The sequence below is a fragment of the Methylobacterium radiodurans genome (genome assembly GCF_003173735.1).
GTDB lineage: Bacteria > Pseudomonadota > Alphaproteobacteria > Rhizobiales > Beijerinckiaceae > Methylobacterium > Methylobacterium radiodurans.
On record NZ_CP029551.1, the window covers coordinates 2686559 to 2713551 of the forward strand.

Below are 26993 nucleotides of genomic sequence, written 5' to 3' on the forward strand. Positions count from 1 at the left end.
TACCTGTTCGGCGGCGTGTCCTGATCCGGATCGGCGGTACGAGATGTCGGGACGCAGGAACCGTGTCGGCTCATCGCAGGCCTCCTCTCTCAGACCGACGCCCGATCTGGCGTCGACGGGGTGAGGCTAGATCCGTTTCGCCCCGGATGGCAAGGGGCTTTCCGCGCGATCGGTCGTCGGCGAACTGTCTGGCGCGTGCTGCCACGGCGTCGGCGTCACGGCACCGCGATCAGGCTCCGCAACAGGGTGGGCGGCAGCATGGTGCCGGCGCTCGTGATGACCCAGGGTGTGCCGTCGCCGCTGCGCAGGGCGATGGCGGCTTCCTCCAGCGCCAGGAGCAGGCTCGGCATCTCGCGGGGTTCGACCGCCTTCGCGTCGAGGCTGTGCGGCCAGACCGTGAGCGTTGCGGGGGCCAGCAGCTCCTCGCGGCTCACGAGCTGGCGGCTCAGGAGATCCCTCCCGACACCCGATCCGCGCTGGCAGGAGACCTTGTCCAGGGGATCGCTCCCTCGCGTGCGCAGAGATGCGCACACGATACCGAGCACAGGTTGTGCCAGCGCCACGCGCGGCGTGGCGTCCGCGAACGGTCGCGACTAGGATCCGGCCCGAATACACGTCAGGGGAATGATCATGCGTGAGGGCGGGGCGACCGAGGGACTGCCGAGCTACGCCGACGTCGCCCGCGCGGCGGAGCGGATCCGGGGGGCGGCGCACCGCACGCCGGTGCTGACCTCCCGCACGGCCGATACCCGCACGGGAGGCCGGCTGTTCTTCAAGGCCGAGAACCTGCAGCGGGCCGGCGCCTTCAAGTTCCGCGGCGCCTACAACGCCATCGCGGCGCTGCCCGAGGCCGCCCGCCGACGCGGCGTGATCGCCTACTCCTCCGGCAACCACGCGCAGGCGATCGCGCTGGCGGCCCGGCTGCTGGACGTGCCGGCCACCATCGTGATGCCGCTCGACGCGCCCGCCATGAAGGTCGCGGCGACCCGCGGCTACGGGGCCGAGATCGTCACCTACGACCGCTACAGCCAGGACCGAGAGGCGCTGGGCCGGGCCATCGCGGCGGAGCGGTCCCTGAGCCTGATCCCGCCCTACGACCACCCGGACGTCATCGCCGGCCAGGGCACCCTGGCGCTGGAGCTGATCGAGGAGACCGGTCCGCTCGACATCCTGGTCGCGTGCCTGGGCGGCGGCGGCCAACTCGCGGGCTGCGCGCTCGCCGCCGCCGAGCTTATGCCGGAGGCCCGGATCTACGGGGTCGAGCCGGAGGCCGGCAACGACGGCCAGCGCTCGTTCCGGGACGGACGGATCGTGCGGATCCCCGTGCCGCAGACGATCGCCGACGGGGCGCAGACCACGCATCTGGGCGACCACACCTTCCCGATCATCGCGCGTCACGTCACCGACGTACTCACCGTCTCGGACGCCCAGCTCGTCGAGACGATGCGCTTCTTCGCCGAGCGCATGAAGCTCGTGGTCGAGCCGACCGGCTGCCTGGCGGCGGCCGCCGTCCTCACCGGCCACGTCGATGTGCGCGACAAGCGGGTCGGGGTGGTGATCAGCGGCGGCAACGTCGATCTGGCGAGCTTTGCCCGGTTGATTGCCGGATGAGGCTCGCGGCGGGGCTCGTTCTCGGCACGCTTCTGGCGCTGCCGGCGGCGGCCGAGGAGGTCGCGGTCGATGCGGGCGTCTGGCCCTACGCGGCGGTCGGCAAGCTCAACGTCGTGCTCGGCGCCAACCGCCGCGCCTTCTGCAGCGCGACGCTGATCGGCCCGCGGCTCGTGCTGAGCGCCGCCCACTGCCTCTGGGACGGACCGCGGGCCCGCTGGGTCGGGCCGCAGAGCGTGCATTTCGTGGCCGGCTGGCGCCAGGGCACCTACAACGCCCACGCCATCGCCCAGCGCTACGTCACCGGCCCCGGCTACACCTTCGGCACCGCGCCGGCGGACTTCGCGAAAGACTGGGCCCTGATCGCGCTGGCCGAGCCGGTGGATCTGCGCCCGGTGCCGCTCGCCGACGCGCGTGCGGAGGCAGCCCGCCACGAGATCCGGCGGGCCGGCTACAGCCACGCCCGCGCCGAGCGCATGAGCGCGCAGGGCAACTGCGCGGTGGAGGACCAGGCCGAGCCGCCGCTCCTGATGCACGATTGCCGGGCCCTGCCCGGCGAGTCCGGCTCCGCGCTGCTGCGGATGGGCGAGAGCGGTCCCGCGGTGGTCGGCGTCCTCGTGGCGCGCCGTCCGGAAGGGACGGGTGCCCGCTCGCTGGCCGTCCCGGTCCGCAGCTTCCGGGCCGAGGCGGAGCGGATGCGCGCGGAGCTTTCCCAAGCTCGTTAACGAGACGGTAAGGACGTCGCCACATCTCTGCCCCGAATCTGCACGCAAGCTTGAGCGTGGCTGAGGCCGGCCGACGAGGGCCGCAGGAATCGACGGGCAGGGAGCGCGCGCGCATGCAGGGTGTGAGGACGGCGAAGACTGTATCCGGATTGGCATTCATCCTCGCGTGCGGCAGCCTCGGCGGCTGCAACACCGCGACGCCCTCGGTCACCGGATCGATTCCCGGCCGCAAGCCCGCACTGGCCGTCAACGACGCGGAGCGCGACTGCCTCGGGCGCGCCATGTACTTCGAGTCGAAGCGCAGCGACCCGGAAGGGCTGCTCGCCGTCGGCACGGTGGTGATGAACCGACTGGAATCGGCCGCCTTCCCGGGCGGCATCTGCGAGGTGGTCGGCCAGCCGCGCCAGTTCGCGGCGGGCGTGCTCACGAAGCCGATGAACGAGCCGAAGAGCCTGGAGACGGTGGCGGACGTCGCCGACAAGGTGCTCGCCGGAGAGCGCCACCCGAAGGTCGGGCAGGCGATGTACTTCCACACCGCCGGGCACCGCTTCCCCTACAATAACATGCACTACGTTGCGGTGGCGGGCGGCAACGCCTTCTACGAGAAGCGCAAGGCCGGCTCGACCGCCGCGCTGGCCTACGCGGCCGCGCCCGTTGCCGCGCCCGTGGCGGCCCCGGTGCGGCAGGCCGAGCAGTTGCGGCTGGGGCCGGCCAGGGACATCTGCACGCTCGCCGCTCTCGCGCAGGCGGACGGGGCCGGCTGAAGCGAAAGCGCCCGGCCTCCGCTCGCGGAGGCCGGGCGCTTTCGCTTGGTCCTTGTCGGCGAGGCGCTGATCGCGCCGAAGACGTCGGCGCGCCAGCCCGCTCCGCGCGCCTAATCCTGCCGGGCGCGGCGGGCAGCCTGCGCCATGCGGATCAACTCACGAGCCGTCAGCCCGTGCCCCGCGGCGGACGCGGCCTCAGCGGTTGGGATCGGACGGGCCTTCGCGCATCCGCTGGCCTCGATCCGCGTGTCGCGCTCGCGCATCGTGCGCCGCAACCTGACCGCCCGTTTCAGAGCCGCAACCATCATCCCTCCCGCCCGGATCACGCGGGGATGGTTAATGGAATCACGACGACTCGACCATTCTTGACGCTCCGGGACCGTGCTCTACCCGGACCCGCTGGCCGCAAATTTTTTGCGCTGCATCGCAGCGCTCAGAGCGCGGCGGGCAGGGCCAAGATGTCCGCCATGGTGACGGGCCGGTCGGTCTGGCGGCAGAGGTGCAACAGCGTGGTCTGCCGGAAGCGCAGATCGCCCGTCACCTCGCCGCCGAGCCAGTCGGGCCTTGAGAACGGCTGATCCTCCGCCTCGAGCTCGACCTCGGCCAGCACGATGCCGGCGAGGCACCCGCCGAACTCGTCCACGACCCAGGTCAGGCCATCATGGGGTACGCAGTGGCGCGTCTTGTCGATCACCGTGCCGACGCAGACATTGCTGAGCATCGCCTCGGCGTCGGCGCAGGGAATCTCGTACTCGAATTCGGGGCGGCTGATACCGAGCCGCGCGCCCTTCACGGTGAGCCAAGCCCGATCCTCGTCGAGGCGCACTCTCACCTTGCCCCGTCCGAATTGGCCGACCAGCCCGTCGCGCAGACTGCGCCGGCCGGTTGCGGCCGCGCGCCAGCCATCATGCGCGACCAGGAACTTCCGCTCGATCTCGAAACGCATCCGGTACTCGGGCTGCCTCACGTGGCGGGACACCCACAATGGTCCCGCTGAGAAGCGGGCTGACTAAGCCGGCCCGACCTGTCCTGACAAGCCGTTGCGGATGCGCAGTTTTGAACACGCCCGTCCGGTACCACCGCGACGTCTGTTCTCGATCGCGCGGGAGCGCCGCACGGTGGGCGCATGACGGAGCGGCAGGGCTGTCCCGTCGGAATCGCGACGGGCGGTCGCGCGGGTTTGCGGTCCCCGGGGGAAGGCCTTAAGTCAGGGCTTCTCCTTCAGAAAGCCCCGCCACCGCGGGAGCGCCCGCGCGGTGAGGCGAAGATCGATCCATGGCCGTCGTCCTCGATCTCCTGACCAACGATCCTCGCCCGGCGACCGCCCGCCCGCGCCACCCCGAGAAGGCGCACCGGCCGGACCAGCCCGTCCAGGCCCGGAAGCCCGACTGGATCCGCGTGAAGGCGCCGGGCTCGAAGGCATGGTCGGAGACCCGCGCCATCGTCCGCGAGCACGGGCTCGTCACGGTCTGCGAGGAGGCGGGCTGCCCCAATATCGGTGAGTGCTGGGAGAAGCGGCACGCCACCTTCATGATCATGGGCGACACCTGCACGCGGGCCTGCGCCTTCTGCAACGTGCGCACCGGCCTGCCGGACGCCCTCGACGCCGACGAGCCCCTGAAGATCGCTGACTCGGTGGCCAAGCTCGGCCTGCACCACGTCGTGATCACCTCGGTCGACCGCGACGACCTGAAGGACGGCGGCGCGGAGCACTTCGCCCGCACGATCGCGGAGATCCGCCGGGCCAGCCCCGGCACCACGGTCGAGATCCTGACGCCGGACTTCCTGCGCAAGGACGGGGCCCTGGAGGTCGTGGTGGCGGCCAAGCCCGACGTGTTCAACCACAACCTCGAGACGGTGCCGGGCAAGTATCTCACCGTGCGCCCCGGCGCGCGCTACTTCCACTCGGTGCGGCTGCTGCAGCGGGTGAAGGAGCTCGATCCGACGATCTTCACCAAGTCCGGCATCATGGTGGGCCTCGGCGAGGACCGGAACGAGGTGGTGCAGCTGATGGACGACCTGCGCTCGGCAGACGTCGACTTCCTGACCATCGGCCAGTACCTGCAGCCGACCAAGAAGCACCACGAGGTCGTGCGCTTCGTGCCCCCGGACGAGTTCAAGACCTACGAGACCACCGCCTACTCCAAAGGGTTCCTGCTGGTCTCGGCGACGCCGCTGACGCGCTCCTCGCACCATGCCGGCGAGGATTTCGCGCGGCTCCAGGCGGCCCGCAACGCCCGCCTCGCTCCCGCCAAGTCCGCCTGAGTTCCTCGGTTTCGCATGCCCTCCTTCCGGGTCACCCGCGCGGTCCGCCACACGCCGCAGCAGATGTACGACCTCGTGGCCGACGTGGAGCAGTATCCGGACTTCCTGCCGCTCTGCGAGTCGCTGCGGGTGCTGCGCCGCGTACCCGGCAGCGGGGAGGGCCAGGAGGTTCTGGTCGCCGAGATGGGGGTCGGCTACAAGGCGATCCGCGAGCGCTTCACCACGCGGGTGAGCCTCGATCGGCCGGCGCTCAGGATCGTGGCCGAGTATATCGACGGCCCGTTCCGGCATCTCGAGAACCGCTGGAGCTTCCGCGAGAACGCGACGGGCGGCTGCGACGTCGATTTCTTCATCACCTACGAGTTCAAGAGCCGGACGCTCGGCCTGCTCATGGGCACGATGTTCGACCGGGCCTTCCGCAAGTTCACCGACGCGTTCGAGGGCCGGGCCGACCGGATCTACGGCGCGGCGGCCTGAGGGCGCGCCCACTCGGCGACGTGCTCCGGCCGGAAGCCCAGCCCGATGACTCGGGCGGGCAGCCGCTGGAGGACCGGCAGGGCGTCGAGGAGCCGCAGGGCGAGGGGGGGCCGCAGCGGCCCTGGCGCCGTCACCGCCGCACCGAGCACGCGGGCGATCACCCGGTCCTGGACGAGGCGCTGCAAACCCTGCGTCAGCCGCACCGGGCGCATCCGGCGCGCCTGCACTCGGGCGAGGTCGAACTCGGTCAGCGTATCCGCGCGCAGCGGCCCCGCCAGGAGGTTGGCCGCCGCGACGGCGTCCTGGATCGCGAGGTTGATGCCCACGCCCCCGAGCGGCGACATGGCGTGGGCGGCATCCCCGATGCAGAGCAGGCCCGGCCGGTGCCAGCGCTCCAACCGGTCCAGCGCGACGGTGAGCACCTTCACGTCGTCCCAGGAGGCGATCTCGGCGGTCCGGTCGGCGAGGAACGGCACGAGCGCACCGATCGCGCGCCGCAGGGCCGGCAGGCCGCGCTCCCGGATCTCGGCATCCCCGCCCTTCGGCACCACGTAGGCGCATTGCCAGTGCGTGCCGCGGTCGAGGGTGACCATGATGCGCCCGCGCCCGAAATGGCCCGCCGTCGCCTCGTCCTCGTCGGGCCGGCGCGGGAGGCGGAACCAGAGCACGTCCATCGGTGCGCCGAAGACGGTGGGGTGCAGGCCCGCCGCCGCCCGCATGGCCGAGTGCCGCCCGTCCGCGCAGAGGACGAGATCGGCCGCGATCATCCCCTCGCCCTCCGGCCCGCGGGCGCGCACGCCACCGACGCGCTCGTCCGCGCTGACGAGCGCGGTCGCCTCGGTCCGCATCAGCAGGCGAAAGCCCGGCTCGCGCCGGCCGGCCCGGGCCAGGAAATCGAGGAAATCCCACTGCGGCATCAGCGCGATGAAGCGGTTGCGCGCGGGCAGGCGCCGGAAGTCGGCGATGCGGTAGGCGCGCCCGCCGAGCACGCCCGCGAGCATCTCGACCCGGCGGTGGGGCAGGGCACGGAAGGCGTCGCCGAGGCCGAGCTCGTCCATCAGGTCGAGGGTCGAGGGGTGGATCGTGTCCCCGCGAAAATCCCGGAGGAAGTCGGCGTGCTTCTCCAGCACCGTGACGGTGAGGCCGGCGCGGGCCAGGAGCAGCCCGGCCATCATCCCGGCCGGGCCGCCGCCGACGATGCAGACGGAGGCGCGTGAGTCCATCGGGCGGTCCTCTCTGCTGGCGATCCTACGCCGCGGCGGTCCGGCCGCAACGGCGCGTCGGCGGGGCAGGCCGCCGCTACGCGCGCGGGGCCGGGCTCAATCCGGGATGTCGGCCTGCCCGCGCGCCACCACGGCGAACAGGTCGCCGAGGGCCGCGAGGCTCGCGGCCTGGAGCTGGGCCGCCGGCACCACGCCGCCGTCGGGAGCCGGCAGGTCGCGGGTCGCGGTGGCGCTCGCCGCCACGGTGGGGCGGAATCCGAGGTTGAAGGCGCCGCGCGCGGTCGAGTTCACGCACATATGCGTCATGAACCCCGCCAGCACGACGTCCTTCACCCCCGTCGCCTCCAGCCGCGCCTGGAGGTCGGTCCCGACGAAGGCGCTCGGATAGCCCTTGGTGATCACCGCCTCGTCGCCCTGCGGCGCCACCTCCGGGCTGATCTGGCCGATCGCCGCGCGCACGTCGTAGGGGGAGCCCGGCCCGGCATCGTGGCGGATGTGGAAGACCGGGATGCCGGCCTCGCGCGCCCGCCGCAGCAGTTCCGCGGCCTCCCGGATGGCCGGCTCGACGCCCTCCAGCCGCATCACGCCCGCGCGGTAGGTTTCCTGCAGGTCGATCAGCAGGAGCGCCGAGCCTTTCAGGGATGCGGGCTCCGGGCTGAGGCCCGAGAGGCGGCGCAGGGTTGCGAGATCCGACATGCAGCGTCCTCCGTCGTGTCGACCGATCTCGGCCGCCACATCGGATCGGAGCCTATGCCACGCCGCTCGGAGCACCATAGCCAATAGGTGCGGTCGGGTGCCACAATCCGCTCCGCTCGGCTGTGCGTGGGCTGCTTGCGACCCGGAGCGGACGCACCGGAAGCGAAAGCAACAGAGCCTCCTGCGACATATGACGCTCAAGAATTCGACGCACGACCAGCCAGAGATGCTGATATTGAAGGTGTTCCTAGCTGTACTCGCCTACATCGTGACGACGGTAAATTTGTTCGGCAACCCGTTGCAGCCGATCTTCCTTGCGACGGACTGGTCTGACCGGCTCGGCATCCCCTATTGGCGGGTGATCGCCCTCTTGGGTGTCGCGGCGTCCGCCCTGGTTTTCGCCAGATCCCTCCGGAAAATCATCACCGATGCCGTCAAGCCGGCAGTCTTCGTGATCCTCACCGTTCTGTTGCCAACCGTGATCGTCGGGCTTTGGGCAGACGGTATCAGGCATCGCGCAGTCGTCGCGTTCGGGGCGGACGAGGTCGAAGAGCGATCTTTCTTCGCTTCGATCCGCGAGGCTCCGGCAGAGTTCCAGTACTTTTTGCATACGGCGGCGCTGAAGGATTGCGTGCCCTACGCTTGGAGCTACAGGACGCTTTCCTTCTACAGGCTGCAACCGAATGTTGGAGCTAACGTCCTGCCAGAGCCGTGGAAGAAGCGATGTGGCATCGCTCTCGACCTCCATTCATCCAGCGACGCAAACCGCGAGTGGCATGTCCACTTTCCAACCCAAGCAGTCCCCCCGACAGCCAAACCGATCAGGCTCTCGAACTACGACGTGCCTGCGCTGCGCAAGACGAGTTCAAGCAGATCGAGCGCCTCTTCTACGGCGAGCCGGCGGATCTCGGCCCGGCCCGGGTCGCCGTAGCGACGCTCCCGATGGAGGACCGGGTATCCCGTCGCGGCGAGGCCGAAATGCACGAGGCCCACGGGCTTGCCCGCGCTGCCGCCGCCAGGGCCTGCGATACCGGTGATCGCCACGGCGATGTCGGCGCGCGAGGCGGCGAGCGCACCCTCCGCCATGGCGCGGGCGACCGGCTCGCTCACCGCGCCGTGGGCCGCGACGAGGGCGGCCGGCACGCCGATCGCCTCGGTCTTCGCCTCGTTCGAGTAGGTGACGAAGCCGCGCTCGACCACCGCCGACGAGCCGGGAACGGCGGTCAACAGCCCCGCGACCAGGCCGCCCGTGCAGGATTCCGCCGTGGCAATGCGCAAGCCTGCCCGCGTGTAGGCCGCGACCAGGGCCTCGGCCCGGGCCAGGAGGGCGGCGTCGGCGATCACCTCAGCCCTGCCGCATCGCGGTCTCGGCCTGCGCGTCCACGGGTACGGTCTCCTCGTCGGGCAGGCGCACGGTCGCGGCGGCCTGGGCGGCGAGACCCTCGGCGCGGCCGACGAAGCCGAGCTTCTCCGTCGTGGTCGCCTTGATCGAGACGCTGGAGAGCGGCACGCCGGCGATCTCGGCGATGCGCGCCCGGATCGCCTCGCGGTGCTGGCCGATGCGCGGCGCCTCGGCAAGCACCGTGATGTCGAGATGGTCGATGCGCCCGCCGCGCGCCCGCACCAGCGAGACCGCGTGGGCCAGGAACTGGTCGGAGGCCGCACCCCGCCAGCGCTCGTCGGAGGGCGGGAAATGGGTGCCGATATCGCCGTCCGCGATGGCGCCGAGGAGCGCGTCGGTGAGCGCGTGCAGGGCGACGTCGCCGTCCGAGTGGGCGAGCACGCCGCGGTCGGCGGGGATCCGCACGCCGCCGAGCCAGACATGGTCGCCCTCGGTGAAGGCGTGGACGTCGAAGCCGGTGCCGAGGCGGGTCACGTACTGGGTCATGGGCGTGCTCCTATCCGGCGCCCCGAAGGCGCGGTCCGCCTCGATCAGGTCGGCCGGCTGGGTGATCTTGCGGTTGCGCAGGTCGCCCGCGAAGACGACGACCGGCAGGCCGGCCCACTCGGCGAGCGCGCCGTCGTCGGTGAAGCCGTGAAGGTCCGCCGCCGCCGCCGAGCGATGGGCGTCGAGAAGGGCGGCGAAATGGAAGCTCTGCGGGGTCTGCACCGCGCGCAAGGCCTCGCGGGCCGGCGTCTCGCGCACCCGGCCGATGCCGTCGCCGGGATCGTCGACCAGCTTGATCGTGTCGCTCACCGCCACGCCCGGCACCGCGGCGCGATGGTCGCGGCCCGCCGCGACGGCGCGGTCGATCAGAGCGGCGTCCACGTAGGGTCGGGCGGCGTCGTGCACCAGCACGATCTCGGGCGCGCCCGCCTGGGCCAGCGCCTCGAGGCCCGCCCGCACCGATTGCTGGCGCGTCGCCCCGCCCTCGACGGGCGCGAGGAGCTTGCCCCGGACGGCCGGATCGAGATCCGCCAGGCAGGTCTCGTAGAAGGCGGCGGCGTCGGGGGCGATCACCACCTGCACCCGCCCGACGACCGGCAGGGCACCGAGCGCGGCCAGCGTCCGCGTGAGCACGGCCTGTCCGCCGACCTGCCGGTACTGCTTCGGCGTGCCACCGCCGATTCGGATGCCGCGGCCCGCTGCCACGACCACCGCGGCGACGCTCGAACCGGTGGTGGACATGACGGGCCTTCCCCTCTCGCAAGGTTGACGCGTTCGGCGCGCGAGGGCGCGCATGCAGACCTGCACCGGGGAGGGTACCGGGCGGGGTGCCCCGGCTTTAAGCGGGGCAACCTCCGAAATCAACGCGGTTGCCGCTTGCGTCGGCGCAGCTTTTGTCTATTCCTTGAGCAGAATGACCGATGATCATTATTTGAGCGCCCTGCGCGGCGGCGCTCCGGCGCCCCTCGCGCTCCTGGCTCCGCTCTCGGGCGTCACCGACCTGCACATGCGGCGGGCGGCCCGGCGGCTCGGCGCGAGCGCCGTCGTTTCCGAGATGGTGGCGGCGGCCGAGTTCGCCCGCGGCGCCAGCGAGGCGCGGCTGCGGGCGGAGGGGTCGGGCGTGGACCTGCACGTGGTGCAGCTCGCCGGCTGCCAGCCGGAGCCGATGGCCGAGGCGGCGCGGCTCGCGGTCGGCTGCGGCGCGGACGTCATCGACATCAACATGGGCTGCCCGGCCAAGGTGGTGACCGGCGGCGCCTCGGGCTCCGCCCTGATGCGGGACCTGGACCATGCCTGCCGGCTTCTGGAGGCGGTGCGCGCGGCCGTGACCGTGCCGGTCACCGTGAAGATGCGCCTCGGCTGGGATCACCAGAGCCTCAACGCCGCGGAACTCGCCCGGCGCGCGGGGGCGATCGGGCTCGACGCCGTGACCGTGCACGGCCGGACGCGCCAGCAATTCTACAAGGGCCGGGCCGACTGGGCGGCAATCCGCGCGGTCGTCGAGGCGGTCGCGATCCCGGTCGTCGCCAACGGCGACATCGCTGATCTGGCCGATGCCCGCGCCTGCCTCGCGGCCTCGGGCGCGGCGGGCGTGATGGTCGGGCGCGCGGCGGTCGGCCGTCCCTGGCTCGTCGGCCAGATCGCCCGGGCGCTGGCCGGAGAACCCGCGCCGGCGCCCACCCGCGCGGAGCAGGCCGCGATCGCGGTCGAGCACTACGACGGGCTGATCGCCCTCTACGGCGAGCACATGGGCGTGCGACACGCCCGCAAGCATCTCGCGGCCTACGCGGAGACCGGCGGTGCGCTGTCGCCGGAAGCGCGGACCCGGCTGCTCACCACCACGGATCCGGCCACGGCCCGCGCCCTGCTGCGCGACGCGTTCGGTGCGCCCGCCCCGGCGGTCGCGGAGGCCGCGTGAGCGGCGGCATGGTCGAGGGGGGCATGGTCAAGGGGGGCATGGGCGTGACGGAACGCGAAGCGGGCGACCTCTCGGGCCACCTTGCGGACGCCGAGACCGGCGTACCGGGCCTCAGCGGCACGGCGGTGCTGAACGCGCTGCCGCTGCCGGTGCTGACGATCGGCCCGGACGACCACATCGTCCACTGCAACCACGCGGCGGAGAGCTTCTTCGATGCCTCCGCCCGGCTGATGCAGCGGCGGCAACTGCGCGACATCATCCCGTTCGCCTCGCCGATCATCGCGCTGGTGGCCGAGGTGCGCCGCCGCCGCTCCAGCGTCAGCGAGTACCGGGTCGAGCTGGTCTCGCCGCGCACCGGCCAGGAGCGCAGCGTGGACGTCTTCGCCACGGCGCTCGGCGACAGTGGCGACAGCGTGGTGCTGATGCTCCAGGAGCGCACCATCGCCGACAAGATGAACCGACAGCTCACCCACCGGGGCGCGGCGCGCTCCATGGTGGCGCTCGGCGCCATGCTGGCCCACGAGATCAAGAACCCGCTCGCCGGGATCCGCGGCGCGGCGCAGCTGCTCGAACAATCCGGCGCGGAGGAGGACCGGGTCCTGACCCGGCTGATCTGCGACGAGTCCGACCGCATCGTGCGCATCGTCGAGCGGATGGAGCTGTTCGGCGACGAGCGCCCGGTGGAGCGCGTGCCGGTCAACGTCCACGGCGTGCTGGACCAGGTGAAGCGCTCGGCCCAGTCGGGCTTCGCCCGTCACATCCGCTTCGTGGAGACCTACGATCCTTCGCTGCCGCCGGTGCTCGGCAACCGCGACCAGCTGATCCAGGTGATCCTCAACCTCGTGAAGAACGCCGCCGAGGCGATCGGCGCCGACACGGTGGACGGCGAGATCACCCTCTCGACCGCCTTCCGCACCGGCCTCAGGCTGCAGGTGCCGGGCTCGCGGGAGCGCGTCAGCCTGCCGATCGAGGTGGCGGTGCGCGACAACGGCCCCGGCATCACCGCGGAACTCCTGCCGGACCTGTTCGACCCCTTCGTCACCACGAAGGCCTCTGGCTCCGGCCTCGGTCTTGCATTGGTGGCCAAGATCGTCGGCGACCACGGGGGGATCGTCGAGTGCGATCCCGCCCCCCGCCGCACCACCTTCCGCCTTCTCCTCCCCATGTCGAGCGCCCGCGACGGGCGCGAATCGGTCGCGGAGGCCGAGTAGAGTCATGCCCAACGGCCACATCATCGTCGCGGACGACGACGCCGCGATCCGCACGGTCCTCAACCAGGCGCTCTCGCGGGCGGGCTACGAGGTCCGCTCCACGGGCAATTGCGCGACGCTCTGGCGCTGGGTGGCGCAAGGGGAGGGCGACCTCGTCATCACCGACGTGATGATGCCCGACGAGAACGTGTTCGACCTGCTGCCGCGCATCAAGCGGGTGCGCCCCGAACTGCCGATCATCGTGATGAGCGCGCAGAACACCTTCATGACGGCGATCCGCGCCTCCGAGCGGGGCGCCTACGAATACCTGCCCAAGCCCTTCGACCTGAAGGAGCTCATCGCCATCGTGGGCCGCGCGCTGTCCCGCCCCCGCGGGGCGCCGGCACCCGGGGCCGGGCCCGAGAACGAGGACATTCCCCTGGTCGGCCGCTCGCCCGCCATGCAGGAGATCTACCGGGCGCTGGCCCGCCTGATGCCCACCGACCTTACCGTGATGATCACCGGCGAGTCCGGGACCGGCAAGGAGCTGGTGGCGCGGGCTCTGCACGATTACGGCCGCCGCCGCACGGGGCCGTTCGTGCCGGTCAACATGGCGGCGATCCCGCGCGACCTCATCGAGTCGGAACTGTTCGGCCACGAGAAGGGCGCCTTCACGGGCGCGCTCCAGCGCTCGGCGGGCCGCTTCGAGCAGGCGGAGGGCGGCACGCTCTTCCTCGACGAGATCGGCGACATGCCGATGGAGGCCCAGACGCGCCTGCTGCGCGTGCTGCAGCAGGGCGAGTACACCACCGTCGGCGGGCGCGTGCCGATCAAGACGAACGTCCGGATCATCGCGGCCACCAACAAGGACCTGCGCATCTCGATCCAGCAGGGAATCTTCCGCGAGGACCTGTTCTTCCGCCTGAATGTCGTGCCGCTTCGCCTGCCGGCCTTGCGCGAGCGCTCGGAGGACGTGCCGGACCTCGTGCGCCACTTCTTCGTGCTGGTCGAGCGGGAGGGACTGACCCGCAAGACGCTCGACGGCGACGCGATGGAGCGGCTGAAGCGCTACCGCTGGCCCGGCAACGTGCGCGAGCTGGAGAACCTCGTGCGCCGCCTCGCGGCGCTCTACCCGCAGGAGACCATCACGGGTCCGGTGATCGAGGCGGAACTCGACACCCTGCCGCTCGCCCCGCCCGCCGCGGCGCAGGGCCAGAACGGGGCCCGCAAGGGCAGCGAATCGGAGAGCCTGTCCGGCGCCGTCGAGCGGCATCTTTCCGAATACTTCTCGGGCTACCGGGACACCCTGCCGCCGCCCGGCCTCTATCACCGCATCCTGCGCGAGATCGAGGGCCCGCTGATCGGCGCGGCGCTCGCGGCCACCCGCGGCAACCAGATCCGCGCGGCGGAGCTGCTCGGCGTCAACCGCAACACCCTTCGCAAGAAGGTGCGCGACCTCGACCTGCAGGTGCTGCGCTCCTCGCGCTGAGGCGGCCGACACGGGACAACGGCGCGGCCTGCACGGGCATTCTGCCGCGCCGAATGGCAATTTCGCCACAAAACCCGCTAGGTTCGTCCCGCCGCGGCCTTCACCCGACGCGGGACGACGCCCTGTGCGCGCCGCGCGCGCCGGGACGAGCCCGAGCAGGATCCCCATGTTCTTCCGCAGACGCAAGACGTTCGAGTCGACGCCGATCACCCGGGACGAGGCCGCGCTGCCGAACCGGCTCTCGCCGCGCTCGCCGCACGAGGCGATCAAGCCGACCGCCGCGCCTCCGCCGCCCGAGCGGCCGGTGCGCGAGCGCGGCGGGCTCGTCGCCACGATCAGCGGACTCCTGACCTTCGCGGTCGTCGTCGCCATCGGGGCGATGATCGGTCTGACCCTGTTCCAGCGCCAGATCCACGAGCCCGGCCCGCTCGCCGCCGACAAGGTGGTGGTGATCCCGACCCGCAGCGGCACGGGCGAGATCGCCGAGATCCTGCGCCGCGAGGGCGTGATCGGCCATACCGGCCTGTTCGAGTTCGCGGCACGCTTCGGCGGCAAGCCGCCGCTGAAGGCCGGCGAGTACAACTTCAAGGCCCGCGCCAGCATCAGCGACGCCATCGACACGGTGACGGCCGGCCGGCAGGTCCAGCACGCCATCACCTTCCCGGAAGGGCTGACGAGCGAGCAGATCGTCACCCGCCTCAACGAGAACGACGTGCTGACCGGCGAGATCGGCGAGATCCCGGCCGAGGGCTCGCTCCTGCCCGACACCTACAAGTTCGAGCGCGGCGCGACGCGCCAGATGATCGTCAACCTGATGAAGCAGAAGCAGCGCGAGGTGCTGAACCAGATCTGGCTGCGCCGCAACGCCGAGGTTCCGGTGAAGACGCCGGCCGAGATGGTCACCCTCGCCTCGATCGTCGAGAAGGAGACCGGCCGGGCCGACGAGCGCCCGCGGGTAGCCGGCGTCTTCGTGAACCGGCTTAACCGGCGCATGAAGCTGCAATCGGACCCGACCATCGTGTACGGGCTGGTCGGCGGGCGCGGCACGCTCGGCCGCGGCATCCTGCGCTCCGAGATCGACCGGCCGACCCCCTACAACACCTACGTGATCGAGGGCCTGCCCCCGGGCCCGATCGCCAATCCGGGCCGCGCCGCGCTGGAGGCGGTGGCGAACCCCTCGCGCACCAAGGACCTCTACTTCGTGGCCGACGGCACCGGCGGGCACGCCTTCGCCGACAGCCTGGAGGGCCACCAGCGCAACGTCGCCCGCTGGCGCGCCGTCGAGCGCTCCCGCCAGAGCCCGACGCCGGATGCCGGCGGCGTCGACAAGGTCGAGCCCGCCGCCGAACCGGCCACGCCCGGCCGCGCCTCGGCCTACGCGCCGCCCGGCACCAACGCCGCCTTCATCGAGGGCCAGGGCGCGACGCGCCCGAAGGCCTTCGACGCCTCCGAGGGCACGCGCCTCGACCCGCTGCGGAACAAGACCTACGATCTCGGCTCGCCCAAGACCGTGCCGGTGCTGAAGCAGCCATAGCGCGCCTGTCGTAGGGCTCTCTCAGCGCTTGCAATCCGGCGCGCCCCGCCCCCTTTGTGGGGGGAACGAAGGAAGCGCCGGAATCGACCGCCCCATGATCGCGAGCATGACCGGGTTCGCCCGCGCCGCCGGCACCTCCGGGCCTGTGCAATGGGCCTGGGAGGTCCGCAGCGTCAACGGGCGCGGGCTCGACGTGCGCCTGCGCGTGCCGAACGGCTACGAGGCGGCCGGCGAGGTCGCCCGCACCGCCCTCCAGAAGACCCTGTCGCGCGGCCAGTGCCAGCTCAGCCTCGCGCTGACGAAGCCGGAGACCGCCGTGCGGGTGCGGGTCAACGAGGCGCTGCTCGGCAGCCTCGCCGCCGCCGTCGCCCGGGTGCCCGTGCCCGAGGGCATCGCGCCCGCCACGATGGACGGCCTGCTCGCGATCCGCGGCGTGATCGAGACCGAGGAGGAGGCCGCGCCCGAGACCGACTCGCTCGCCCGCGACCTCGCGGAGGGCGTGGTGCGGCTGGTGGCCGACCTCGTCGAAGCGCGCCGCGCCGAAGGGCGCCAGCTCGCCGAGATCGTCGGCGGGCAGATCGCGCGCATCGCCGAACTGACCGAGGCCGCCGAGGCGTGCCCCGCCCGCAAGCCGGAGGCGGTGCGCGCGCGCCTCGCGGCCCTGGTCGCCGGCCTGACCGAGGGCGGCGGCCTCGATCCCGACCGCCTGCACCAGGAGGCGGTACTGCTGGCCGCCAAGGCGGATGTGCGCGAGGAGCTCGACCGGCTGCGCACCCATGTGGGCGCGGTGCAGGAGCTTCTGGCCAAGGGCGGCGCCATCGGGCGGCGGCTCGATTTCCTGGCCCAGGAACTCGGCCGCGAGGCCAACACCCTCTGCGCCAAGGCCAACGACGCCGCGCTCTCGCGGATCGGACTCGACTTGAAGGCCGTGGTGGAGCAATTCCGCGAGCAGGTGCAGAACGTCGAGTGAGTTTGCGCGTGACGGAATGGACGAGCGGGGGGCGCGGATGACGGAGCCGGTGCGGCACAGGCCGGACGCGATCGCGCGGCGCGGCCTCATCCTGATCCTGTCCTCGCCCTCGGGGGCGGGCAAGACCACGCTGACGCGGGCCATCGCGCAGGACGGCGGCTGGGGTCTCGATCTCTCGATCTCGGTGACGACCCGGGCGCGGCGCCCCTCCGAGATCGACGGCAAGCACTACCACTTCATCGAGCGCGAGGCCTTCGACGACCTGCGGACCCGCGACGACCTGCTCGAATGGGCGGAGGTGCACGGCAACTTCTACGGCACGCCGCGCCGCCCGGTGGAGCGGGTGCTGGCGGCCGGCCGGGACATGATCTTCGACATCGACTACCAGGGCACCCGGCAGGTGCGCTCCAAGCTCGCCGACGATGTGGTGACGGTCTTCATCCTGCCCCCCAGCATGGCGGAGCTGCGCCAGCGCCTGGAGCGCCGGGCGGAGGATTCGCAGGCCACGATCGAGAAGCGGCTGCAGAACGCCCGCCACGAGATCCAGCGCTGGAGCGAGTACGACTACGTCATCGTCAACGACGACCTGCAGAACGCCTTCACGGCGCTGCAGAGCATCCTGACCGCCGAGCGCCTGCGCCGGACCCGCCGCACGGGGCTGGAGGGCTTCGTGGAGGGGATCCTGTCGGAGGGGCAGGGAGGCTGAGACCGGGGCTGAGACCCTCTGCCCGGGTGCGAGGAGAGGGGGTCTCGCGACCCCTGAAGTAGTCTACTGGATGTCCGCTCATGCGGCGCGGGACGTCGCAGCGTCGTCCGCGCAGAGCCAGTCCCGCATCGCCCGGAAGGTGGCGACCGCTGCCTCGGTCAGCGCGGCCTCGTCGGCCACCGTCTCCAACCGTGCCCGGAAGGCGGACCACATCGCGCCGGTCGCCGGCCCGTGCGCGCGGTAATAGGTGAGCCCGTCGGTCGTCAGCCCGTGCAGGGCCGCGATGCGGCGGCCAATCACCTGACCGCCGAGCGTCGATCCTTCTAGGACGTAGAGGGCTCCCAGCGCCGCCGGGCCGTCGAGCCGCGGCGTATCAGGAAAGGGCAGGCAGCTAATCGCCGCTGCGTCGAGGCCGAGATAGGCCAAGTCGGCGTCGAGCCGATCGAGGCGCCGCCGCGGACCGAAGAAGGGCTCGTCGGCGAGGCCCGCGCCGATCGCCGGCTCGTAGGCCGCGTGGAAGCCACGCAACCGCGCGAGCAGAGCGCGGTAGCCGGCCACGGTCGCCACACGCCGCTCCCAGCCGAGATCGTGCTCGAGACCCGCGTGCGCCGCCTCCGTCGCCGCGCGCAGGCGCCGGTGCAGATCCCCGATCATGCGGTGACGGTGAAGCAGGCGCCGGGATCGTTGGCGACCTCGAGCCGAGCGTTGATCTGGTCGAGCATGGCGCGGATCAGCTTCATGCCGAGGCCGGTGCCGCGCGGGTTCGAGTCCCAGCCGTCCGGCAGGCCCGCGCCGTCGTCGCAGACGCGCAGCTTCACCCCGAGGCCCGCCGCCGAGACCTCGACCGCGACGCGGCCCGTACCCGGACCGGAGGCACCGTACTTGAACGCATTGGTGACGAGTTCGGTCGCGATGAGCGAGAGCGCCACCGCCTTGCGATAGGGCACCATCAGGCCGGCCTCGGCCGTGAGATCGACGGCGTGCCCCTCTCCGGCGAGCCCAGCGAGGTCGCGGCACAGGCTCTCGATGGTCTGGCCGAGATCGACCTCCTCGATCGTCTCGGCCTGATAGAGGCTGTCGTGGACGCGCGCGACGCTCATCACCCGGGCGGAGGTGTCGGCGAAGGCCTGCCGGGCGTCCGCATCCGCGATGTTGCGGCGCTGCAGCTGCAGGAAGGACGAGACGATCTGAAGCGAGTTCTTGACCCTGTGGTCGATCTCGCGGGTCAGCAGGTCCTTCTGGGCGAGCAGCCGCTCCTTCTCGGCGAGCAGGCTGGTCAGCTCGTCGATCTTGCGGCGCTGGCGCAGCACCACGCCCTCGACCGCGCGGGCGAGGGAGACGGCGAGCGAGACCTGCCACTCGGCAAACGGGGCGGCGAAGCCCGTGCGCTCCTCCACCCAGCGCTCGAAGGAGCGGCGCGGCAGCACCGCCACCGGGCCGTCGCCGGCCAGGACGGGCTTGCGCGGGTCGCCGCCCCAGGTCACGGTGCTCGGCACCTCGGGCCGGAACCAGAGGATCAGGTTCTCGCGCTGCCCGTCCACGAAGACGGCGAGCAGGCCGCTGGCGATCTCGCGGTGGGTCGCGAAGGTCGGGAAGTCCGCAGCGAGGCTCTCCGAGGAGAAGCTCGTCCCGTCCGGGCCGATCCGCTGCCTGACCCAGGCCGAGAGCGCCAGCACATCGTCGTCAGGCGGCGTCCGCCCGATCAGCGTCACTCGATCGCCCGCGACTATGCCGGCTCCGGTCGAACCGAACAGATCGAGGAGCGTGGTCTCGGCCCCGGTCAGGGCGGCGACGAAATCGTCGGAGCGCGTCAGCTCCCGCACCAGCTGCGCCTCGGTCGCCAGATGCGCCTGCCGCTCCGCCCAGAGCGTGCGCGCCGCGATCTCCTGCACCCGCATGGCGAAGGCGTCCGTAAGTACGGTCGCGGCGGCGCGGGTCTCGGGCGGCACGTAGTGCGGCTGCCGGTGATGGCCGATCATCAGGCCCCAGAGCCGGTTCTCGACCATGATCGAGATCGACATCGACCCGTTCACGCCGAGATTGCGTTGATATTCCAGATGGATCGGCGACAGGGTCCGGTTCTGCGCGAAGGTGAGGTCGATCGGTGCGTTGCCGAGAGTGGGCGCGCCCACCAGCGGGACCGGCACGCAGTCCCGGTCGATCACGAAGCGGCTCTTGGCCCGGGTGTAGAGGGCACGAGCCTGGGCCGGGATATCGGAAGCCGGGAAGCGCAGGCCGAACAGGCTGCGCGACCAGTCGGAGATCTTGTCCTCGGCCACCGCCTCGCCGTTCCAGTCCGTGTCGAACCGGTAGACCAGCACGCACTCGAAACCGGTCAGCGCCCGGACCTCGTGGGCGGCGATTTGGGCTGCCTCCGCCAGCGTCTCGGCGGCGCGCAGGCGGCCCACCGCAAGCTCCGTGTCGGCTTGGCGGGCATCGCCAAAATCGTCCGGACTATCGGGCGCGCGCTCCAACTCAACGATGAGGCGGCCCGCATGGGCGTGCGCCACCGCGTAGTAGGCGCCCTCCTGCCCGTCGAGGCGCAGGGTCCGGCGCACCGAGCGGCCGTCCGTCAGTGTGCCGGCGGCGAGGCGGGCCCGCACCACATCGATGAAGCCGAGCGGCAGCACCGCCGCGAGCGGGCGCCCGTCGAGGAACGGTTCGGGGCCCGGCAGGATATCGAAGGCATTGGTGCTGTGGGCGACGATCGTCAGGGCCTCGGCGTCCGCCGCCAGCATCACGGCGTTCGGCTGGATCGAGCCCGGGATGTGGATCGGCTCCCGCTCACAGATCGAGGGATCGACCGGCTCCGCCCGGACGCGGCTGCCGATCGCCGCCATCACGGCCTCGCGCGACGGGCCGGCGCCGAGGCTCTCCAGCGGGTTGATCGTCAGCCAGTCGTGCGTCCGGCCACTGCGCATGTGGACGCGCGTGCGCAGGGAGCCCGGCATGCGGCCGAACACGAACTCGAACGATTCGTCGAGGGAGCCGCGGCGGCGCCCGGCCAGGAAGCGACCGAGAAAGCCCGGCACGTTGGTGCTGGGCACCACCTCGCGAAAGTAGTTGCGCCCGAGCACGGCCTCCCGGGACAATCCCCAGAGCGCGCTGGCCCCCTCGTTGAAGACGACGACGGCGCCCGAAGCGTCGAGGCCGACGACACCCGTGTCGAGTTGGTCGAGTTCGTCGGGTGCGAGAGCGTCGAGGTCGACGTGATCGCCCGGCGTTGCGATCTGCGGCATCAGGAGGGAGACTGACTCATCGGACGCCCGGTATGCCGGGCGGACAGATTGAGCGCAATGCTCTGAGCGTGCCGCGCTGGTATCGACCACCCTGCGGTTGTGCGCGGGCCTCACGCCTGCGGCGCCGCGCGCGCCAGCGCCGTGAGGGCGCTCTGCAGTCCCTCCTCGACCGTCGGGTGGTAGACAGGACGATCGAGAAGATCCTGGACCGTCCGTCCGGCCGCGATGGCATCGGCCAAGATGTGCGCGAGGTGTTCAACCTCCGGGCCGATCAGCTCGCCGCCGAGCAGGCGGCCCGCGCGGTCACCCCAGAGGCGGATGCCGCCCTGGTTCGCCGCTTCGATGCGGGCGCGGCCTTGGTCGCAGAAGCTGGCGGTGCCCACGACCCGATCCTCGGCCCCGTCGTCGTAGGGAGCGCCAACCCGCGCGGTCTGTGGATGGGTGAAGACCATCGCGAGTGTCGTCCACGACTCGGGCGCGTCGAGGCTCTGACCCCGCGCGAGTGCTGCGGCGTTGCGCCCGGCGATCGTGCCCTGGCGGCTCGCCTCGTGCAGGATCGGCCGCAGGGCGTTGGCGTCGCCCGCGATGAGGAGCGGCGTTCCGTGGCAGACGAGGCTGCGCGGATCGAAGCGCGGCAAGCCTTCGTCATCCAGGTCGAGGCCGGCTGCGGCCAGGTCCAAGCCCGCCAGATTCGGCGGCCGCCCGGCCGCCGACAGGACGCTGGCGAAGCAGCCCTCGCCGCGGGTGCCGTCGGCCCCGCGCCACGCGAGGCGCACGCCCGCGTTGGTCGCCTCGGCGCGCTCGATCTCGGTTTCGCGCAGCAGCGTCATATCCGCGGCATAGATCTCCGCGGCGGCCTGCACGAGATCCGGATGCGTGAGGCCGGCGAGCGTCGATCCAGTGTCGATCACGGTGACGGCGACGCCGAGGCGCGCCATCGCCTGGGCCAGCTCGACCCCGACCGGCCCGCCGCCCAGGACCGCGAGGGAATCCGGCAGATCGGTGATCTCGAAGATCGTGTCGGTGGTGAGCACCCGATCGCCCAGCCCTCGGAGCAGCTTCGGCACGGCCGGGCTCGAGCCGGTGGCGATGACGGCCGAGCTGAACGCAACTTTGTGCGGGCCGACCGCGAGGGTGCGGGCGTCGAGGAAGCGAGCCTCGCCCGCGATGCGGCGCACGTCCGGGATCTCGTCGAGGGAATCGAAGACGGCGCTGACGAAGCGGTCGCGCTCGGCGCGGACGCGGTGCAGCACGGCGGGCCCGTCGATCCGGACTTCGCCGACGCGCACGCCGAACAGACCCGCCTGTCGGGCCGCGTGAGCGGCCTCGCCCGCCGCGATCAGCAGCTTGGAGGGCATGCAGCCCACTCGGGCGCAGGTGGTTCCCCCGGGGCCGCGCTCAATCAGCACCGCGTCGGCGCCGGCCTCCACAGCTGCCCGGTAGGCGGCGATGCCGGCGGTGCCGGCCCCGATGATCGCGACGTCGAAGCTGTACTCAGGCATCAGGTTCCCCGCGGGCGGCTATGCACCCGCGGGCCAACAGGCCGAGGAAGCCTTCGTTCCGGACCCGCCGGGGCCTCAGGCCGGGCGGTTCGCCGCAGTCCCACCGAGATGGAAGACCCGGTGCGGCACGAGCTCGCCGCGCTCCACGTCGCCGACCGCGACGAGGATGCCGCCGCAGGTGGCGAAGGCCTTGCCAGCGGCCGGCGCGTCGCGCCCGCGCAGGATCACCGGTTGTCCGCGCATCAGGCGCAGGGCCATGTCGCGGGAGACCGCCGTCGAGGGCACGCCGTCGAGCGCCGTCTCGACCGGCTGGAGATGGGCGAGGTTGGCATCCGGGTTCTCGTTGTCGAGACCCGCGACCTGGCAAGCGACCGCCTCCATGAAAGGGCCGACGCGGGTACGCCGGAGCGCCGCGATGTGGCCGTAGCAGCCGAGCATGCGCCCGAGGTCGCGGGCGATGGCGCGCACGTAGGTGCCCTTGCCGCACTCCGCCTCGATCACCGTGTGGTCGCCGGTATGCTCGACGATCGCCAGGTGGTCGATCTGCACGCGGCGAGGGGCGAGTTCCACCACCTCGCCCTCGCGGGCGAGATCGTAGGCGCGCTCGCCCTGGATCTTGATGGCGGAGAAGCGCGGCGGCACCTGCTCGATCGAGCCGAGGAAGGTCGGCAGCGCGGCCTCGACGGCCTCGCGGCTCGGGCGCGCCTCGCTGGTGGCGACCTGGCGGCCCTCACCGTCGTCGGTGTCGGTCTCGACGCCCCAAGCGACGGTGAAGCGGTAGGCCTTGCGGCCGTCCATCACGAACGGGACGGTCTTCGTCGCCTCGCCCAGCGCGATCGGCAGGATGCCCGACGCCAGCGGATCGAGCGTGCCGGCATGGCCCGCCTTCTTGGCGTTGAACAGGCGCTTCACCACCGCGACCGCGTGGGTCGAGGTCATGCCGACGCCCTTGTCGAGGATGACCCAGCCGGAGACGTCGCGGCGTTTCGGGCGGTCGGGCCGGGGCCCGCGCTGCGGACGGCGCTCGCCGTGGCCCTCACCTTGGCGCTCGCCCTGGAAGCGGCGCTCGCGGGACGGGGGCATCTCGGCGGCGGCCGGGCGCTCCGGGGGCGGAAACTCGTTGATCAAAGCCGTGTCTGTCCTCTCGAGCGGCGGCGGGATGGCGTCGAAGCCCGCTTCCGTGTGCATCGGGGTTCTGGCGCCCGGTGATACCGGGCGGGCGATCTGCGGCAGACCCGGGTCAATGCCCGGGACCGGCATCCGGTTCGGCCGCGTCATCGTCGTCGGGGCGATCAAGGTCGCGCTTCACCCGCTCGTCGCGCAGCAGGCGATCGATGCGAGCGGCCTCGTCGAAGGTCTCATCGCGGCGGAAGCGCAGCTCTGGCGCGTATTTGAGGTTCACCCGGCGGGCGACCTCCTGGCGCAGGACCTTGCGGTTGCGGTCGAGGGCCGCCAGCACTGGCGCCTCGTCCTGGCCGCCGAGCGGCATAATGTAGGCGGTGGCGAGCTTGAGATCCGGCGACATCCGCACCTCCGGCACGGTGATGACGTGCGAGGACAGGGTCGGATCCTGCACGTCGCCGCGCTGGAGCACCTCCGCGAGCGCGTGGCGCACGAGTTCGGCCACGCGCTGCTGGCGTTGCGAGGGGCCGGTTGGGGAAGGTTTCTGGGCCATCATCCAAAAGCGATCTGGCACCGCGGCGGAGTCGGCCGGCGCGGAGCGGGACAATAGAAAACGGCGGCTGCAGCCCGGGCTGCAGCCGCCGCGACCGGCCTTGAAAAGACCGCGTCAGAGGCTGCGGCGGATCTCCTCGACCCGGTAGCACTCGATGGTGTCGCCGGCGCGCATGTTCTCGAAGTTCTCGAAGGCCATGCCGCAATCCTGACCGGAGGTGACCTCCTTCGCGTCGTCCTTGAAGCGCTTCAGCGTCTTGAGCTTGCCCTCGTGGATGACCACGCTGTCGCGGATCAGGCGGACATGGGCGCCGCGCTCGACGATGCCGTCCTGAACGCGGCAGCCCGCGACTTTGCCGACCTTCGAGACCTCGAAGACCTCCTGGATCACGGCCTCGCCCAGGCGCTCCTCGCGGAGCGTCGGCGGCAGCATCCCCGACAGCGTGGCTTTGATGTCGTCCACGAGGTCGTAGATGATGTTGTAGTACCGGATCTCGATGCCGTTGCGCTCGGCCGACTCGCGCGCTTCCTTGTGGGCCCGCACGTTGAAGCCGATGACGAAGGCCTTCGAGGCCTGCGCCAGGGTGATGTCCGACTCGGTGATGCCGCCGACCCCGGCGAGCAGGATGCGTGCCCCAACCTCGTCGTTGCCGAGCTTGTCGAGCGCGCCCGAGATCGCCTCGACCGAGCCCTGCACGTCGCCCTTGATGACGATCGGCAGCTCCTTGCGGCCAGCGCCTTCCTTGAGATCGCGCATCATGTCGACGAGCGAGCGGTTGGCACCGCCCGTGCGGGCGGCCAGGCGCTCGCGCTTCACACGGGCGCGGTACTCTGTGACCTCGCGGGCGCGGGCCTCGTTCGGCACCACGATCACGCGGTCGCCGGCATCCGGCGTACCGTTGAAGCCCAGCACCTCGACCGGCACGGACGGGCCGGCATACTGCACGTGCTCGCCCTGGTCGTCGATGAGGGCGCGCACGCGGCCCCACTCGGCGCCCGCCACCACGATATCGCCGGTGAACAGCGTGCCGCGCTGGACCAGGACCGTGGCCACCGGCCCGCGACCGCGATCGAGCTGGGCCTCGATGACCGTGCCCTCGCCGTCGCGCTTCTCGTTGGCGCGCAGGTTCATGATCTCGGCCTGGATCTGGATGCCCTCGAGGAGCTCCGGCAGGCCCTGGCCGGTCTTGGCGGAGACCTCGAACTCGAGGGTCTCACCGCCCATCGACTCGACCTGGATGTCGTGCTGCAGCAGCTCCGTGCGGACCCGCTCCGGCTTGGCGTCCGGCTTGTCGATCTTGTTGACCGCGATGATCATCGGGACGTTCGCCGCCTTGGCGTGCTGAATCGCCTCGATCGTCTGGGGCATCACGCCGTCATCAGCCGCCACCACGATCACCACGATGTCCGTCACCTTGGCGCCGCGGGCGCGCATGGAGGTGAAGGCCGCGTGGCCGGGGGTGTCGATGAAGGTGATGAGATCGCCCGACGGCGCCGCCACCTGGTAGGCGCCGATGTGCTGGGTGATGCCGCCGGCCTCGCCCTCGACCACGTTCGCCTTGCGGATGGCGTCGAGCAGCGAGGTCTTGCCGTGATCGACGTGGCCCATGATCGTGACGACCGGCGGACGGGGATCGAGATCCTCCTCCAGATCCGGCTCGTCCGAGGTCAGGCCCTCCTCGACGTCCGACTCGGCGACGCGGCGCACGGTGTGGCCGAGTTCCTCGGCGATGAGCTGGGCGGTGTCCGAGTCGATCACGTCGGTGATCTTGTGGATCTGGCCCTGCTTCATGAGCAGACGGATCACGTCCACGGCCCGCTCCGACATGCGGTTGGCGAGTTCCTGGATGGTGATGGTCTCGGGGATCGTCACCTCGCGCGACAGCTTCTCCTTCTGCTCCATCTGGCGATGGCCGCTCATCCGCTGCTGGCGGCGGCGGAACGAGGCGACGGAGCGCGTGCGCTCGTCCTCGCCCGAGGTGGCGGTCGCGATGGTGAGGCGGCCGCGGTTGCGGTCGCCGCCCGGGGATTTCGGCGTCTTGGGCGCCGCGATGATCTTGAGCGGCTGGCCGGGACGCCGGATCACCCGCTTCGTGTTGTCGCTCTCGTCCTCCGCCGCGGCGGGACGGCCGGTGGCGGGGCGCGCGGCCGCGCCGGCGGGCCGCTGGGCGGTCGTCGGGGTGGCGGGCTTCTCCGGCTCCGGCGCGGGCGCCGGGCGGGCCATGAAGTTCAGGTCGCGGGGCTTGCGCGAGTCGGCCGTGATCGTGCGGCGCGGCTCGGTGGAAGCCGGCCGGGGCGCGACGGGCGGGCGGGCGCCCGGGGCCGCGGAGGCGGCCGGACGGGCACCGGCGGGCGCCGCAGGGCGGGCCGCGGCGGGAGAAGCGGGCCGCGCAGCAGCGGCCAAAGCCGGACGTGCGGCAGCCGGAGCCGCCGGACGGGCCGGGGCAGCGGGCGCGCTCGGGGCGGCCGCGACCGGAGCCGGCGCGGGCTGGGCGGGAGCCTGGACGGGCGGCGCAGCGGGCGCCTCAGCGGCGGCCTTCGCGGCTTCCGCGGCGCGCTGGCGCTCCTCGGCCTCACGACGGGCCTGAGCCTCCGCCTCGCGCTTGCGGGCCTCGGCGGCCTCACGCTCGCGCTGGGCGGCGGCCTCGGCCTCGCGGCGGGCAGCCTCGGCCTCGGCCTCGGCGCGGCGGCGCGCCTCCTGCTGGTCACGCTCGCGGCGCTGAGCGTCGGCGAGCGCCGCGGCGCGGGCCTCGCGCTCCTGCTCGCTCAGCGTGCGCAGCACGACGCCGGAGGTCGGACGCTGCGCGGGCCGCGCGGCGGCCGGCGCAGCGGGCGCCGGACGGGCCGCGGGAGCGGGCGCCGCCTCTCGGGTCGGGGCCTGTGTGCCGGGCGTGGCGCCGATGACGCGGCGCTTCACCGTCTCCACGACGACCTGCTTGGACCGGCCGTGGGAGAAGCTCTGACGCACGGTCCCCGCCTCGATCGGCCGCTTGCTGGACAGCGGTCGCGCGGGAGCCTTGCTCAGAGTCTTGTCGCCCGGGTTGTTCGTATCGCTCATTCAGTTCGAACCCTTGAGGGTTTCCATCGTCCCGTGAACCGGCGCCCCCTTGAGCGCCGACCTGACT

At 71.9% G+C, this 26993-nt stretch carries 24 protein-coding genes; 12 read left to right on the plus strand and 12 right to left on the minus strand.

Features of this window, described 5'->3' with window-relative positions; all coding sequences use genetic code 11:
• Positions 1-215 precede the first annotated feature (215 nt).
• The gene (locus DK427_RS12415; RefSeq protein WP_109951534.1) at positions 216-434 is read right to left on the minus strand and encodes a hypothetical protein; all 219 of its coding nucleotides are present in this window, start codon (positions 432-434) and stop codon (positions 216-218) included.
• 196 nt (positions 435-630) lie between these two features.
• Between DK427_RS12415 and DK427_RS12420 the strand changes: the two genes are divergently transcribed.
• From DK427_RS12420 to DK427_RS12430, 3 genes are all read left to right on the plus strand, one after another.
• Positions 631-1611 carry a threo-3-hydroxy-L-aspartate ammonia-lyase gene (locus DK427_RS12420; protein ID WP_109954132.1) on the plus strand — a complete coding sequence of 327 codons (981 nt, stop codon included), beginning with the start codon at positions 631-633 and terminating at the stop codon, positions 1609-1611.
• Positions 1608-2333 (plus strand): trypsin-like serine peptidase, encoded by a 726-nt coding sequence (locus tag DK427_RS12425; RefSeq protein WP_109951535.1) that lies wholly within the window; start codon positions 1608-1610, stop codon positions 2331-2333. The genes DK427_RS12420 and DK427_RS12425 overlap by 4 nt, the downstream gene beginning before the upstream one ends.
• A gap of 149 nt (positions 2334-2482) precedes the next feature.
• Entirely contained in the window at positions 2483-3097 is a 615-nt protein-coding gene (locus DK427_RS12430; protein WP_425452585.1) for a cell wall hydrolase, read from the plus strand.
• A gap of 433 nt (positions 3098-3530) precedes the next feature.
• Here DK427_RS12430 and DK427_RS12440 read toward each other — a convergent pair whose 3' ends face one another.
• Positions 3531-4043: a CYTH domain-containing protein gene (locus tag DK427_RS12440; protein WP_109951538.1), complete on the minus strand. Its 513-nt coding sequence runs from the start codon at positions 4041-4043 to the stop codon at positions 3531-3533.
• A gap of 329 nt (positions 4044-4372) precedes the next feature.
• Between DK427_RS12440 and lipA the strand changes: the two genes are divergently transcribed.
• Positions 4373-5362, plus strand: a complete 990-nt coding sequence (lipA, locus tag DK427_RS12445) for a lipoyl synthase (RefSeq protein ID WP_109951539.1) — start codon at positions 4373-4375, stop codon at positions 5360-5362.
• Positions 5363-5377: 15 nt separating this feature from the next.
• Positions 5378-5839 carry a type II toxin-antitoxin system RatA family toxin gene (locus DK427_RS12450; protein WP_109951540.1) on the plus strand — a complete coding sequence of 154 codons (462 nt, stop codon included), beginning with the start codon at positions 5378-5380 and terminating at the stop codon, positions 5837-5839.
• Here DK427_RS12450 and DK427_RS12455 read toward each other — a convergent pair.
• Together DK427_RS12455 and DK427_RS12460 are read right to left on the minus strand one after the other, a co-directional pair.
• Positions 5821-7062, minus strand: a complete 1242-nt coding sequence (locus tag DK427_RS12455) for an FAD-dependent oxidoreductase (protein WP_109951541.1) — start codon at positions 7060-7062, stop codon at positions 5821-5823. The two genes, DK427_RS12450 and DK427_RS12455, sit on opposite strands and share 19 nt — an antisense overlap.
• 96 nt (positions 7063-7158) lie before the next feature.
• Complete coding sequence (locus DK427_RS12460; RefSeq protein WP_109951542.1) at positions 7159-7758, minus strand: cysteine hydrolase family protein; 600 nt, start codon at positions 7756-7758, stop codon at positions 7159-7161.
• 190 nt (positions 7759-7948) lie between these two features.
• On the opposite strand from DK427_RS12460, the gene DK427_RS12465 reads away from it, so the two are divergent.
• Positions 7949-8689: a hypothetical protein gene (locus tag DK427_RS12465; RefSeq protein ID WP_109951543.1), complete on the plus strand. Its 741-nt coding sequence runs from the start codon at positions 7949-7951 to the stop codon at positions 8687-8689.
• Here the strand turns inward: DK427_RS12465 and DK427_RS12470 are convergent.
• Positions 8593-9102 carry a CinA family protein gene (locus DK427_RS12470; protein WP_109951544.1) on the minus strand — a complete coding sequence of 170 codons (510 nt, stop codon included), beginning with the start codon at positions 9100-9102 and terminating at the stop codon, positions 8593-8595. The two genes, DK427_RS12465 and DK427_RS12470, sit on opposite strands and share 97 nt — an antisense overlap.
• Position 9103: 1 nt before the next feature.
• Positions 9104-10387 (minus strand): bifunctional 2-C-methyl-D-erythritol 4-phosphate cytidylyltransferase/2-C-methyl-D-erythritol 2,4-cyclodiphosphate synthase, encoded by a 1284-nt coding sequence (locus DK427_RS12475; RefSeq protein ID WP_109951545.1) that lies wholly within the window; start codon positions 10385-10387, stop codon positions 9104-9106.
• A 172-nt stretch (positions 10388-10559) separates the two neighbouring features.
• Between DK427_RS12475 and dusB the strand changes: the two genes are divergently transcribed.
• From dusB to gmk, 6 genes are all read left to right on the plus strand, one after another.
• Positions 10560-11564, plus strand: a complete 1005-nt coding sequence (gene dusB, locus DK427_RS12480) for a tRNA dihydrouridine synthase DusB (RefSeq protein ID WP_109951546.1) — start codon at positions 10560-10562, stop codon at positions 11562-11564.
• Positions 11561-12775, plus strand: coding sequence for a two-component system sensor histidine kinase NtrB (locus tag DK427_RS12485; protein ID WP_245930915.1), 1215 nt, complete (start codon positions 11561-11563; stop codon positions 12773-12775). Before dusB ends, DK427_RS12485 begins: the two co-directional genes overlap by 4 nt.
• 4 nt (positions 12776-12779) lie before the next feature.
• Positions 12780-14243 (plus strand): nitrogen regulation protein NR(I), encoded by a 1464-nt coding sequence (gene ntrC / locus DK427_RS12490; protein WP_109951547.1) that lies wholly within the window; start codon positions 12780-12782, stop codon positions 14241-14243.
• Positions 14244-14409: 166 nt separating this feature from the next.
• Positions 14410-15777 carry an endolytic transglycosylase MltG gene (mltG, locus tag DK427_RS12495; RefSeq protein ID WP_109951548.1) on the plus strand — a complete coding sequence of 456 codons (1368 nt, stop codon included), beginning with the start codon at positions 14410-14412 and terminating at the stop codon, positions 15775-15777.
• 106 nt (positions 15778-15883) lie between these two features.
• Positions 15884-16747 (plus strand): YicC/YloC family endoribonuclease, encoded by an 864-nt coding sequence (locus DK427_RS12500; RefSeq protein WP_245930917.1) that lies wholly within the window; start codon positions 15884-15886, stop codon positions 16745-16747.
• A gap of 37 nt (positions 16748-16784) precedes the next feature.
• Positions 16785-17453 carry a guanylate kinase gene (gene gmk, locus DK427_RS12505; RefSeq protein ID WP_109951550.1) on the plus strand — a complete coding sequence of 223 codons (669 nt, stop codon included), beginning with the start codon at positions 16785-16787 and terminating at the stop codon, positions 17451-17453.
• A 78-nt stretch (positions 17454-17531) separates the two neighbouring features.
• On the opposite strand, the gene DK427_RS12510 is transcribed toward gmk, so the two are convergent.
• The 6 genes from DK427_RS12510 to infB all read right to left on the minus strand — a co-directional run bounded on the left by DK427_RS12510 (position 17532) and on the right by infB (position 26926).
• The gene (locus DK427_RS12510; protein ID WP_109951551.1) at positions 17532-18107 is read right to left on the minus strand and encodes a biliverdin-producing heme oxygenase; all 576 of its coding nucleotides are present in this window, start codon (positions 18105-18107) and stop codon (positions 17532-17534) included.
• A complete protein-coding gene (locus DK427_RS12515; protein WP_109951552.1) occupies positions 18104-20692 on the minus strand; it encodes a histidine kinase dimerization/phosphoacceptor domain -containing protein in 2589 nt (862 codons plus the stop codon). The genes DK427_RS12510 and DK427_RS12515 overlap by 4 nt, the downstream gene beginning before the upstream one ends.
• A 110-nt stretch (positions 20693-20802) precedes the next feature.
• Positions 20803-22194, minus strand: coding sequence for a dihydrolipoyl dehydrogenase (locus tag DK427_RS12520; RefSeq protein WP_109951553.1), 1392 nt, complete (start codon positions 22192-22194; stop codon positions 20803-20805).
• Between the two features lie 75 nt (positions 22195-22269).
• Entirely contained in the window at positions 22270-23277 is a 1008-nt protein-coding gene (truB, locus tag DK427_RS12525; RefSeq protein WP_109954134.1) for a tRNA pseudouridine(55) synthase TruB, read from the minus strand.
• A gap of 157 nt (positions 23278-23434) precedes the next feature.
• Positions 23435-23869: a 30S ribosome-binding factor RbfA gene (gene rbfA / locus DK427_RS12530; RefSeq protein WP_109954135.1), complete on the minus strand. Its 435-nt coding sequence runs from the start codon at positions 23867-23869 to the stop codon at positions 23435-23437.
• Positions 23870-23983: 114 nt separating this feature from the next.
• A complete protein-coding gene (gene infB / locus DK427_RS12535; RefSeq protein WP_109951554.1) occupies positions 23984-26926 on the minus strand; it encodes a translation initiation factor IF-2 in 2943 nt (980 codons plus the stop codon).
• Positions 26927-26993: the final 67 nt, after the last annotated feature.